Annotated in this window: 11 protein-coding genes; 4 read left to right on the forward strand and 7 right to left on the reverse strand. The window is 67.0% G+C overall.

Annotation, left to right across the window (positions count from 1 at the left end; genetic code table 11):
* Positions 1 to 552 precede the first annotated feature (552 nt).
* From MEBOL_RS35835 to MEBOL_RS35850, 4 genes are all read right to left on the reverse strand, one after another.
* Positions 553 to 2,022, reverse strand: a complete 1,470-nt coding sequence (locus MEBOL_RS35835) for a right-handed parallel beta-helix repeat-containing protein (protein WP_095981614.1) — start codon at positions 2,020 to 2,022, stop codon at positions 553 to 555.
* 39 nt (positions 2,023 to 2,061) lie between these two features.
* Complete coding sequence (locus MEBOL_RS35840) at positions 2,062 to 2,865, reverse strand: lectin OAA family protein (protein ID WP_095981615.1); 804 nt, start codon at positions 2,863 to 2,865, stop codon at positions 2,062 to 2,064.
* Positions 2,866 to 3,059: 194 nt separating this feature from the next.
* Positions 3,060 to 4,403: an ELWxxDGT repeat protein gene (locus tag MEBOL_RS35845; RefSeq protein ID WP_170115664.1), complete on the reverse strand. Its 1,344-nt coding sequence runs from the start codon at positions 4,401 to 4,403 to the stop codon at positions 3,060 to 3,062.
* 51 nt (positions 4,404 to 4,454) lie between these two features.
* Positions 4,455 to 4,727, reverse strand: a complete 273-nt coding sequence (locus MEBOL_RS35850) for a hypothetical protein (protein WP_095981617.1) — start codon at positions 4,725 to 4,727, stop codon at positions 4,455 to 4,457.
* On the opposite strand from MEBOL_RS35850, the gene MEBOL_RS41635 reads away from it, so the two are divergent.
* On the forward strand, positions 4,726 to 4,893 hold the full coding sequence (locus MEBOL_RS41635) for a hypothetical protein (protein WP_157823868.1): 168 nt from the start codon (positions 4,726 to 4,728) through the stop codon (positions 4,891 to 4,893). The genes MEBOL_RS35850 and MEBOL_RS41635 overlap by 2 nt on opposite strands.
* 7 nt (positions 4,894 to 4,900) lie before the next feature.
* Here MEBOL_RS41635 and MEBOL_RS35855 read toward each other — a convergent pair whose 3' ends face one another.
* Positions 4,901 to 5,359, reverse strand: coding sequence for an immunity 26/phosphotriesterase HocA family protein (locus tag MEBOL_RS35855; RefSeq protein WP_095981618.1), 459 nt, complete (start codon positions 5,357 to 5,359; stop codon positions 4,901 to 4,903).
* Positions 5,360 to 5,463: 104 nt separating this feature from the next.
* On the opposite strand from MEBOL_RS35855, the gene MEBOL_RS35860 reads away from it, so the two are divergent.
* Positions 5,464 to 6,159, forward strand: a complete 696-nt coding sequence (locus tag MEBOL_RS35860) for a hypothetical protein (RefSeq protein ID WP_245919162.1) — start codon at positions 5,464 to 5,466, stop codon at positions 6,157 to 6,159.
* Between the two features lie 169 nt (positions 6,160 to 6,328).
* On the forward strand, positions 6,329 to 7,642 hold the full coding sequence (locus MEBOL_RS35865; protein WP_095981620.1) for a PQQ-dependent sugar dehydrogenase: 1,314 nt from the start codon (positions 6,329 to 6,331) through the stop codon (positions 7,640 to 7,642).
* 97 nt (positions 7,643 to 7,739) lie between these two features.
* Here MEBOL_RS35865 and MEBOL_RS35870 read toward each other — a convergent pair whose 3' ends face one another.
* Positions 7,740 to 9,800, reverse strand: a complete 2,061-nt coding sequence (locus MEBOL_RS35870) for a two-component system sensor histidine kinase NtrB (RefSeq protein WP_095981621.1) — start codon at positions 9,798 to 9,800, stop codon at positions 7,740 to 7,742.
* A gap of 62 nt (positions 9,801 to 9,862) precedes the next feature.
* Positions 9,863 to 10,291, reverse strand: a complete 429-nt coding sequence (locus MEBOL_RS35875) for a hypothetical protein (protein WP_095981622.1) — start codon at positions 10,289 to 10,291, stop codon at positions 9,863 to 9,865.
* A gap of 346 nt (positions 10,292 to 10,637) precedes the next feature.
* On the opposite strand from MEBOL_RS35875, the gene MEBOL_RS35880 reads away from it, so the two are divergent.
* Positions 10,638 to 11,852 (forward strand): methyltransferase, encoded by a 1,215-nt coding sequence (locus MEBOL_RS35880; protein WP_095981623.1) that lies wholly within the window; start codon positions 10,638 to 10,640, stop codon positions 11,850 to 11,852.
* The last annotated feature ends 46 nt before the right edge of the window (positions 11,853 to 11,898 follow it).

The raw sequence follows: 11,898 nt of genomic DNA on the forward strand, positions 1-11,898 counted from the left end.
TCGGTTGGGGTTCAGCTGGGCTGTTGAAGGCCGGTTTCTGGACTTCTCTTGGAGTGAGAGCAAGATTCTCTCTCCGCGAAGAGACCATCGCCAGAGTCAGGGGGGCGAGTACGTGCTCTGCGGTCCAGGGGAGGCCTGTCGATGGATTGTGGCAATTGTGGGGAGCCGCTTAATCGCTCGCAGTGGACATCGGACGAAAAGAGCAAGTCTTGTCCTGGTTGCTCTCAGGCCGACGGCACTGAGCACATATTCTATCCTTACCCGGCGGGATTTGGAACCACGACTGCTCGTAGCTCAGATGTCCACCCGGATGGCCCTCAGAGTTATTGCAACAGCTGTCGGGGAAGAGGGATGACCCCTGGCTTGAAAACGCGTTGCCGTCAGGTCATTCCCGGCGCACTGCATCAGCCTTCGGCGGTGCCTCCGATGAGGAGAAAACGAAGCGCCTGAGTTGCAGGCGTTGTGCCTTGAATCGCAGCCCCAGCCACTCCAGACGGGCCTATCGCAAGGTCGTTGACCGCACCTTCATCGTCCCAGCGCGCGCCATGGCCCTCACTCCACGCGGCGGCGCCAGCGAATCATCATCAGCGCAGCCAATCCGAGCGTGCTCAGGGCCCCCGGCGCGGACGTGCAGCCGCATCCCGTGGCCTGCGCGGGCTCGTCGGAGGCCCCGGCATCCTCGCCGCCGACGCCCGCGTCCGCGGAGGCGCCTGTCCCCGCATCAGGCCCCGGACCCGTGCCGGCATCGGCTTCCCCAGGTCCGCCTCCGGCATCGCCGGGCCAACCCGCGCAGTTGCCGAGAGAGTGCTCGAGGGCGCCCAGCGTGAAGGGGCCCGAGGCCGGACGGGGGCGGCCGCACCAGTCGTCCGTCACCTGGGCGTGAGCCCCGGCGGCGCCGAGGAGCGAGGAGACGCTTCCCTCGAGGGTGAGATTTCCCTGGAGGGGGGCGACGTACCAGCCCTCGAAGGTGGCCGCGGACACCTGGGTGAGGTTGGTGCCGGCGTCGAAAGTCGCCGAGTCCCGGGCGCGAATGGCGGAGGACAGCAGGTTGCCGTGGGCCTCGCCGCTGGTGGAGGCGTAGCGGAAGTCCACCCCGGCGGTGGAGATGAGGGTGTTGAAGAGCACCTGCGTCGAGCGGGCCCTGTTGAGGTAGATGCCCACGTCCGAGCAGTTGACGATGACGTTGTTGCGCATCACCCCGCCCGAGTGCTCCGGGTCGCAGGGCACACTCGCGTCGAAGGCCGGGGCGCAGAAGGCGTTGGCGGTGCCGCCTCCGCCGAAGGACAGGCCGATGCGGGTGCCCCCGGTGGCCAGGTCGCGGGTGCACAGCACCAGGTTGCGCTCGAAGACGCCCTCCCTCCCGCCGCTCTTCATGAAGGCGCCGTAGGAGATGGCGTTGCCGCCATTCTTGTGGAAGTCGTGGAGGAAGTTGTCGCGCACCACCCAGCCGTCGCCGGTGTCGATGTTGAGCTTGGTGACCGGGTTGGAGGTCACCCGCGGCCGGGTGTCGGCGAGCTCGTTGCGCTCCACCAGTCCGCGGTGGGGAATCTCCCAGACCCCATTGATGAGTGAGGCGTTCACCTTCAGCTGGGCGTTGAAGTCGCGCACCCGGCTCTCGCGCAGGACGAAATCGTGCGCGCGGCCGGTGACGTGGAAGGCGTGCTCGCAGGCGCTGTCGCTCGCGCACACCCCCTCGACGTCCAGCCCCTCGAAGGTCCAGTGGGGCCCGGAGACCTTGAAGCCCTCGCTGGCGTCGAAGCGAATCCGCGCCCCCATCCGGCTCTGGGCCCGCACCACGATGGGCTGCTCGGCGGTGCCCGCCGCCGAGCAGGTGAGGTTGGTCTTGACGTCGTAGGTGCCGGGGGCGAGCTCGATGGCGTCGCCCGCCCGTGCCGAGGCGAGCGCCGTCTGCAGTTGCGCCACCGAGGAGACGTTCACCGTCCGGGCCAGGGCGGGGGAGACAGCGGGCAGGAGCAGGAGCCCGCCGAGGGAGAACGACCGGAGGAAGCAGCGTAGGCGCATAGGCCCCCGATGTTACGCGGCCCCGTCCATCAACGCGTGTCAGTTCAGCGTGCCGCGGAAGCCGATGGGGCCCTCCCCGGCGTACGTCATGGTCCCCGCCAGCGTCTTACCCCCATCGGTGGAAGTGACATCGAGGGAGACGACGCCCTGGCTCTGTCGGGCGCCGATGAGCCAGATGCCGCCCGGCTGCCAGGGCGCGGCGGAACCTCCCCACTGGTTCTGCACCGTGTAGGTGTTCTCACCGTCCTGGGTTGCCTTGAAGGCGATGGCCCCTTCTCCCGAGTACGTCATGCTTCCCGTCAGGGTCTTGCCCCCATCGGTGGAGGTGGCCTTGATGGCGGTGACTTTCTGGCCATCCCGGGCGCCGATGAGCCAGGCGCCTCCCTGCTGCCAGGGAGCGGAAGCACCCCCCCACTGGTTCTGCACCGTGTAGGCCCCACCCGAGCGCAACTCGCCCTTGAAGCCGATGGGGCCCTCCCCGGCGTACGTCATGGTCCCCGCCAGGGTCTTGCCCCCATCGTTGGAGGTGAGGTCGATGGCGACGACGCCCTGGTTCTTGCGGGAGCCGAGGATCCACGTTCCTCCCTCCTGCCAGGGCGCGGAGGAGCCTCCCCACTGGTTCTGCACCGTATAGGTGTTGGTGCCGGACAGGGTCGCCCGGAAACCAATCTCTCCTTCTCCCGAGTACGTCATGGTTCCCGTCAGGGTCTTGCCGCCATCCTCGGACTTCGCCTTGAGCGCGATGACGCCCTGGTTGGAACGACCGCCAATCGCCCACAAGCCGCCCTGATTCCAGGCCGCGGACGAACCCCCCCACTGGTTCTGCACATTGTAGATGGACACGTGGGAACTCCCTCGCCGCGCATTGGGATGAAAGACAAGGCACTCGCGGCGTGCGACAAATACGCACTTGGAGTAAAAACCCCAAGAGGAACCGATCGCTTTCCTACTTCCTGTCCTGTTTTAGTCCAACTTGAAGTCCGCCAGTGAGCACCCGCGAGGGACGCGTGTAAAGCGTTTGTCAGCGTGCACTGAGTTCAGTCGTTGATCGGCAGGGCCCACAGCTCATAGCCATGCGTGTCGTCGTAGGCGACGAAGTAGACGGTGGATCCCACACGGGTGAAGCGGTACGGGAACGAGTTTCCGCCCGGGTTGAGGTCCTGGACGAGGGTGGTGCCCGCCGCCGTGCCATCCGACACCCAGGGCTCCAGCCCCAGGTCCAACCCGGATTCGTTGTAGAGCACGCGGTCACCCACGGCGTAGATACGGCTCTGGAACTCGTCCCTCTTGCTCAGGAGTCGCGACAGCTGCAGGGTGCCCGCCTGGGTGCCATCCGTCACCCAGAGATGCACCTCCAGGGGCACGGGGCCGCCAGACGAGATGGCCTGGGCGAAGAAGAGCTTGCCGCCGGCCACCGCGAAGGTGACGACGCCGGGGTCCGCGTCCTCCTGGGCGGCATAATCATTGGTCAGGGTCGCCACCTCCCGCTCCCGCACGCCGCCCGAGCCGTCGAGCTCCAGCGACGACAGGCGCATCAGGTGGTCCGCGCCCGAGCGTGCCAGGAAGACGTTGGAGCCGGTGCCCGGCATCAACGAGGCGACGGGGGTGCTGACGCGAGGCAGGGCGCGCACCCATTGTGTGCCCGCCTCGGTGCCGTCCGTGCGCCACAGCTCCTGATCCCGGGACTGAGTGTCCGTGATGAAGAAGAGCGAGCCGCCCGCGGTCTGGAAGGAGTGGGGATAGGAGCCGCCCGCGCCGGGTTCGATGTCCTTCACCCGGAAGGTGCCCGCCTCGGTGCCATCCGTGCGCCACAGCTCGGAGCCGTGCTCCGGCTCGTTCACGGAGAAGAAGAGTGTGCCGCCCATGACCGTGGGCGTGCCGTTCACGTACGATTTTGGACCCAGGTCCTTCACTCGGAAGGTGCCCGCCTCGCTGCCATCGCTCCTCCACACCTCGCTGCGGACCGAGTAGTCCTCGCTCATCTGGGTGCGAATGAAGAACAACCGGGTGCCGAGGCGGGTGAGATCCATCAGGCTCGTGTCGCCCGCGCCCGGTGTGATGTCCTTGACCAGGCGCGTGCCGCTGGCGGAGCCGTCACTCACCCACAGCTCGCGGCCGTAGACCTCGTCCTTGCCAACGATGAAGAGCTGGTTGCCCACGGGCGTGAGCTCCCGCACCGGGTTCCCCGGGATCTCGCTTTCAGCGGGGAAGCGCTTGAGTTCCACCGTGCCGCCTTCGCTGCCATCACTCGTCCACAGACCGCCGTGGCCGTCGGCGAAGTAGGGGGCGAAGAACAGGCGGTCGCGGAAGGACACCAGCAACTCGGGGGCGGGCTGGTACCAGGGCGGCGTGATGCTGGAGGGCGGGAAGATGTCGCGCACGAGGTACGGGGCTGAAGCGCGGTCTATTGGTGTTAGAGCAGGGTGGGTCACTCAGTACAGCAGGGAGCGGATGGGGGTCGTGGCGTACAGGGCTGGTCCTCCATCACCAATCTGGCCGTCGGAGTTGTAGCCCCAGGCCCAGGTGGTGCCATCGGACCAGGCACCTGCACGGGAATCGCGCTTGGTCGTGGTGCCATCGCCGAGCTGGCCGAGTCCATTGCTGCCCTCAAGGGGTTGCCGGCGGGAGCACGTCGAGCAATGGCCGATGCAGCGAGGGCGCCGCGACGAGGGGGCCGCCCGCCCGGCCTTGCCCCATCGCTCCATGGCGGAGGTGGTCTTCCTGACGGGTTTCTTCCTGCTGTCGTTGGGCGCGATCGCCGAGAAGGTGACCGGTCGGAAGCCGAGCCGGAGTGAACTCGAGCCGTGGATGACGGCCACCGCGGAGCTGTTGTGCGCCTACCTGGAGCGCCTTTCAGTACAGGGCCCTTGAAGCTTCGTCACCGCAGGCGCACCTTCAGGTGTTCCACGGCGGAGTTGAGACGTCCTCGGAGGGCATCGAGCAAACGCTCCTCGACGGATGCTTGTTCCCAGACCGCGGCTCGCTCAAGTCCCACACAGTCCTGGGGCTCGGCGGCTCTCTTGTTGCCAGTGGTGTCGAAGATGGTGCATCGACGGAAATCGCCCACGTCCTGCCTGAACTGAACGAGCGGTTGAATCAGGTCCTCTTCGAGCTCTCTCCATCCAATGGGTTCCCACGCTTTCAGCGCGAGCAGGTTGACGGCGATCTTGAAGAGGACTGACCTCGAGGCAATGCCGTCTACATCGGCGTCTGGGCTTTCGGTCCTGAGATTGTAGAAGGCGAGATAGGGTGGCGCTAACAGCCGGCCGTACCCGAATGAGCCATCGGCGAGCGCCAGTCGGACGAAAGTGCCTGCCTTGTGCCTCTGCTTGCTCAATTCTCAGTCTCCGTAACAGTTCCAGCCCGGTGAAAAGGCTGGAGCGTGGTGTCTCCGGCGGTATTTTTCCCGTCAGTCGCCCGGGTGCAACGGTACCGAAGAGGGTGAATAAACGGGCCTCGGACTTCGTCGCGGTGCCCATGCTCCTCGCGCTTCTCGGCCTCACCCTCCTGGCCTCGACTCCGACGGTTCCGCCCACTTCGTGCCTGTTCGCCAATGGAAAGACGGCGTGTGGCTACTCCTGTCAGCGGAGTGTCAACGACGTCCGCTGCGCCAGTACCCCCTACGGCACCTGCGCGATGTTCCATGACAGGGTGTACTGCTTCGACCCCCCGCTCGCGGCCATCCACCATCCGCCCGACGAGGGCCTGCGCCCCGAGTGCAAGGGGATTGGCGACGAGGCGGCCTGTGGCTTCAATTGCCTCGTGGCCCAGGGGAAGATCGCCTGTGCGCGAACGCCCTATGGCGTGTGCCGGGAGCACCTCGGCGAGCTGAAGTGCTGGGACCCGCCCGAGTCCGTCATCCACGAGCTTGGCGCGCGGACGCCGAGGCCTGGCTGCCTCACGGCATCCACGGCCCTCGAGTGCGGTTATGACTGCAAGGCCAGCCGCGCGGAGGTGAAGTGCGCGGCGACCCCGCGCGGCCGGTGCGAGAAGAACGACTTCCGGCTCGAGTGCTTCGATCCTCCGTCGCTCACGCACTGCGCGCACGCGCAGCCGCCCGACCCCGCGGAGGTGCGCAAGCCGAAGCACCAGCGGCGGGAGGTCCAGGCGGAGGAGTCCGGGTCCGCCGCGCGCTGACGCTTATTCCCGGCGCTTCCATGTCTTGGGGGCCCCCGGTGCTCGGGCACCCTCCATCTGGAGTCGGGAAGTCGGGATGTCAGCACCCTTGTTGGACTTGCAAGGATGCGTACACTCCCGTTTCCGCCATCCCCCTGGGCGGAACCATCATTCTCGTGGAGAGAGCCCCATGCGCACTTTGTCGATGACCATCCTCCTCGCGGCCCTCCTGTCGGGCTGTAGCAGCAGCAAGACCCCCGACCCCACGGACGGCACGCCTCAACCCCCCGAGGACGCGGGCATCCCGTCCGAGGACGCGGGCATCCCGTCCGAGGACGCGGGCATCCCCGAGGAACCCCTTCCGAGCGGCCCTCCAGTCCCAACGGGTCCTCCCAACGTGCCCGAGTTCGAGCCGGCCTTCCCAGGTCAGACGCGCGCCCCGGCCATCCAGACGAAGACGGCCTTCCAGGTCACCGAGATCGCCTCGGGCTTCCGCAACCCCTGGGCCATCGCCTTCCTCCCTGACCAGCGCATGCTGGTGACGGAGAAGCCCACCGGCGCGCTCTACATCGTCACGCCCCAGGGCGAGAAGTCTCCCGCCGTCACGGGTCTGCCGCCCGTGGACGGCCGAGGGCAGGGCGGTCTGCTCGACGTGGAGATCGGTCCCGACTACGCCCAAAGCGGCCTCATCTACTGGACCTATTACGAGCCGCGCGCGGGCGGCAATGGTCTGGCGGTGGCACGCGCGAAGCTCGTGGAGGGTGCGCAGCCGCGCGTGGAGGACGTGCAGATCATCTTCCGCATGATGCCCACGCTCGAGTCGACCCTGCACGCGGGAGGACGGCTGGTGTTCACCCCCGACGGCAAGCTGTTCGTCACGCTCGGGGAGCGCTCCATCCTCGAGGGCCGGGTGCAGGCGCGCGACGTGAAAAGCCACTTCGGCAAGATTGTCCGTATCAATCCCGACGGCTCGGTGCCCCAGGACAACCCGTACGTGAACACCGAGGGGGCCAAGCCGGAGATCTGGTCGGTGGGACACCGCAACATCCTGTCGGCGGCGCTCGACAGCCAGAAGCGGCTGTGGACGGTGGAGATGGGGCCCCGCGGAGGTGACGAACTCAACCGCCCCGAGGCGGGCAAGGACTACGGCTGGCCCACCATCGGCTATGGCGAGGAGTACTCGGGCGCGCCCATCCACGAGAGCACCCAGGGCCCGGGCATGGAGCAGCCCGTGTACTACTGGGATCCGGTGATGTCGCCCTCGGGAATGACCATCTACACCGGGGACCTCTTCCCCGAGTGGCGCAACAACATCTTCATCGGAGGCCTCTCCAGCCAGGCGCTGGTGCGGCTCATGGTGCGCAATGATCGCGTGGTGGGCGAGGAGCGGCTGCTCACGGACTTGAAAGCGCGCATCCGCGAGGTGGTGCAGGGTCCCGAGGGAGCGCTCTACCTGCTCACCGACGCCACCAACGGCAAGCTGCTCAAGCTCACACCGCGCTGAGCCGGCTCCATCCCGGCGAGGGGAGCTCCGGCTCTCACGAGAAACCCGGCCCGGGCGCCCAGACGCTTGGGCGCGTTGCACGGGTATGCGGGGTGTTTCAGCCGTAGACGCGCAGGAGCGCGGGCGGTGGGGCGTCCTCCGCGAGCCGGGTCGGCTGGACCAGGCCCTCCTCCTCGTCCTCGTCTCCGAAGACCGACATGGACACCAGGAAGGTGGTGCCCTTGCCCTGCGTGCTGCGCACGTCGATCTGCCCTCCCATGGATTGGATGATGGTGTGGCAGATGGCCAGGCCCAGGCCGGTGCCCACGCCCACGGGCTTGGTGGTGAAGAAGGGATCGAAGATGCGCTGCATCACCTCCGGGCTCATGCCCACCCCATTGTCCTCGATCTCCAGCACCACCTGCCGGGGCCCTCCGCGCCGCGTGGTGATGCGGATGAGGTTGGCCGTGGCGCGCTGCTCGGGAAAGGCCTGTAGCGCGTTGACGAGCAGGTTCACCAGCACCTGTCCCAGGCGAGCCTCGTTGCCCAGGACCGCGGGCACCGGGTCCAGGGACCGCTCCAGCCGGGTGTTCTGGCGTTGCAATTCATTGCGCACCAGCCGCAGCGCCCCGTCGATGACCTGGTGGACATTGACGGGACCCCGGCGCTCCTCGTCCGCGCGGGCGAAGGTCTTGAGATCCTGGACGATGGACTGGACGCGACCGGCACCTTCCTGGGTTTCCGCCACCACCTCGCACAGTTCGGGCAGGGCCTCGGGGGGAAGTGCCGCCCGGGACAACTGCTCGCTCAGGAAGGTGAGGTTGGAGCTGATATAGGCCAGGGGGTTGTTGATTTCGTGCGCGACGCCGGCCGCCAGCGTGCCCATGGACGCCATCCGGTCCGCCAGCCGCAGCTGCGTCTCCAGGCGCTTGCGCTCGGTGAGCTCCCGGATGACGGACACCAGGGCGGGCTGGCCATTGGCGCCCGGGAAGACCGCCCGCCGCGTGAGGAGGGTTCGCGTCAGTCCGGTGCGATCGGTGAAGCTCAGCTCGCTCTCGTCCGGCCGGCCCGAGGCCAGGGCCTGCTCGTCCTGGAGCCAATACGCCTGGGACTCGCGCGAGGGAAGGAAGTCGATGGAGCTCCTGCCCAGGAGCGCCTCGGCGGGATGTCCCATGAGCTGACAGAAGGCGGTGTTCACCATCACCCACCGGTGGTCCCGGTCCCGGACGAAGAGGGGGTCCGGTACGGCATCGAGCGTGTTGCGCAGGAAGTCGCGCGTGCGCTCCAGCTCGGCATGGGCCCGGATGCGCTCCAGCTCCGCGCCGGCGCGCGCCGCGAAGGCGCCCAGCAGCGAGAAGTCCATCTCTCCCGCCTCGAGCTGCTGCTCGTGCAGGATGGCCAGCACTCCGATGACCTCGCCCGTGGTGCTTCGGAGCGCCGCGCCCAGGTAGCCGCGCAGGCCGAGATCCGTGAGCATCAGATCCTCGGGGAAGTGCTGGCTCACGTCGTCGGCGTAATGGCAGATGGAGCAGGCGACGGCGTTGTAACAGGGCGTGCCGCGCAGCGGATAGGTCACGTTCTCCTGGAAGGCACCCCGGCTCCAGAAGGCGAGCGTCTGGATGGACTCCTTCCCGGAGCTCATCTCGCCCACCATGGTGCAGGTGACGCGGAAGGCCTCGGCCAGTTGCTTCACCAGGGTGCGGAAGAAGTCGTGGCCGAGGTCGGCCGTGGTGGCGGCCAGCAACGTCTGCAGGGCCCGCTCGGGCGGCACTCGCGAAGTGCCCGGCGTTTCCGACTGCACGCCCGTCCGGGTGGGCACGCCCATGCGCCGGGTGAGGACGAGCAGGTGCGGCGCCCAACGCTCCCCCTCGGGAGGGATGCATTCGCTGGCGCCCGCGAGCACCAACGTCTCGCGCTCGACCTCGTCCCGGCGTGTGAGCACCACCAGGCAGGTGCGCGACAAGGAGCCGAGCGAGGCCAGCCGCTGACAGATGCCGCGCATCTGCTCCAGCGGGCCTCCCGGATCCCACAACACCACCAGGCCGGGAGGGATCACCTGCGGGAGCAGGCGACGCTCCAGGGCCACGCGACGGCACTCGATGGCGAGCGCCTCCGCGTGGAACTCCCGCTCCAGCTCTTCACTCACGAAATCGGGGATGCCCAGGAGCGTGACGTGCATGGTGTCATCTTCCGCGACGCCGCGCCCCGTTCACGGGCGTTGAGCCGGGAGGCGATGGAAGGTCAGCCCGCGCGGCGGGTGAGCGCCAGCGCGGGGGCACTCGAGCGATGGGCGAGCCAGTGATCCCGCTCCCGGCTGAACCACTTCGCGTCACTCTCGGCCGTGTCGGGATCCAGGAAGTAGGCCACGTCCGGCCGGGGGCCGGGCTTGCCGCTCTGGCCATTCCACTCCAGCACGCCCCAGCGCAGCAGCGGGCTGAAGATCTGGTGATCCCAGGCATAGGGCATGTGCCAGCGCAGCTCGGCCGTGGGCGCCGGCTCCAGGACACGGCCCTCGTGCTGCGCGTTCTTGTACGCGGCGAAGGCGTGGGCGTCCCGTTCAGCCGTCTTCGCGTCCACGAAGTAGGCGACATCCCTGCGAGGCGCCAACGCGACCGGACCTCCACACTTCTCCGTCACGCCCCCGCACTCCACCACCAGCCAACTGATCATCGGCTGTCCGATTTTGTGATCCCACTCCAAGGCGACGTATGGCAAGGGCGACCCCCAGGCATTGCGGTTGCTCCGGGAATCCTAGGGCCAAAACGCGCGGAATGAACAGAGCCCGGTGAAAACGTTCTTTTCTGAAAAGAAGATGCTCTCGACTCGCACATCCGGTCTCCATTTATTCACCGGAGGTAGATGCGGAAGGGGCCGTGCGTGGGTTGGAAACTCACCTGGATGCACACTTGCCCGTGGGAAATGCGTCCGGTAAGTCGTTTTACAACCCTCTTGTGAAGCATGGAATGGCAACTACCTCCGCGACTGAGATGACCAGGGGAAGGGGCGGAGGCCTCTCATGAATTTTCGGGATCGGCTGGAAGCGCTCACGCTCCTGCTCAGGCCCTGGTCCGAGCTCTGGTCCCGTTCCATCCTCCAGAATTGGCCGGAGTCCGGAGCGGCTTATCCCGACTCCTGGTTGTCCTATGCCGAATCCCTCGATGAAGCGGGTGAGCGGAGGCTGGATGAGGGAGCGCTTCCAGGTGCCCCTCCCCAGTCGCTGCAGTCGCTCCTGCTCGCGCTTCATGCGCTGACGGAGCTGCCTTGGCATCAGGGCGTCCAGCGCCTGGCGGTCGCGGATGCGCAGGGACTCAATGCCAAGAAAATCCATGAGGTCGAGAGAGTCCTCGCCCTGCTCGAGCCGAGAACGCGGACGATCCGCCAGGCGGTCGACATCGGGGGCGGCATGGGACATCTCGCCCGTCTCTGTGTGAAGTCTTTCAATTGGACCTTCCACAGCATCGATCGTGATGCCGCTTTGCAGGAGAAGGGCAGGGACTGGCTGCGAAGAGCCCGGACCCTGCCTCGGGACAAGCTGTGTTTCATCCACACCTCCGTCGAAGACGGGCCTCAGCCCGCGATCGATCCGCTCTTCTCCGGCCGGGAAAGCGCCTCGATGGGTCTCCACACCTGCGGGCCGCTCGCGCTCACGCAGATTCGCAAGAGCCAGGACGCAGGACTCCTCCTGAACTTTGGCTGCTGCTACGACAAGCTGGATGCCGCGCGGGATCTTCCCGTATCCCGCTTCGGGGAAGCCCACCGACTTCCCTTCACTCGGCATGCCCTGTTCCTGGCGACGCGTGGACGGCGCGACAAGACCGAGGCCGAGTTCGCCCTGATGAAACGGGTGTACGGGCAGCGTTTCGCGCTCGATCTCCTGTTGAGGCGGAGGTTTCCCGAGCGCGGCTTCGTGCGGGCGGGTGATGCGCCCAAGGCGCTCTACGCCGAGAGCTTCGCCGTCTACGCGCGCGATCGGCTGGATCGGCTGGGGCTCGATGTCGGTATGACGGAAGCCGAGCTGAATTCATTTGAAGCGTCCGTTCGCTCCGAGACGAGGCGCATCTTCCTCTGCCATCTGCTGAGGGATCGCTTCGCGAGGGCGCTGGAGGTCGTGATTCTGCTCGATCGCGCGATCCTCCTGGAGGAGATGGGCTTTCAGGTCGAACTCCTACAGGTCTTCGACCCGCGCCTCTCTCCCCGCAACATCGCGCTCATCGCGTCGAGAGCGGACTGACTCGGCCGCATTGTCCCATGGGTGGAACGAAGTGTGTAGAGCGGCA

Source organism: Melittangium boletus DSM 14713 (genome assembly GCF_002305855.1).
Classification (GTDB): domain Bacteria; phylum Myxococcota; class Myxococcia; order Myxococcales; family Myxococcaceae; genus Cystobacter; species Cystobacter boletus.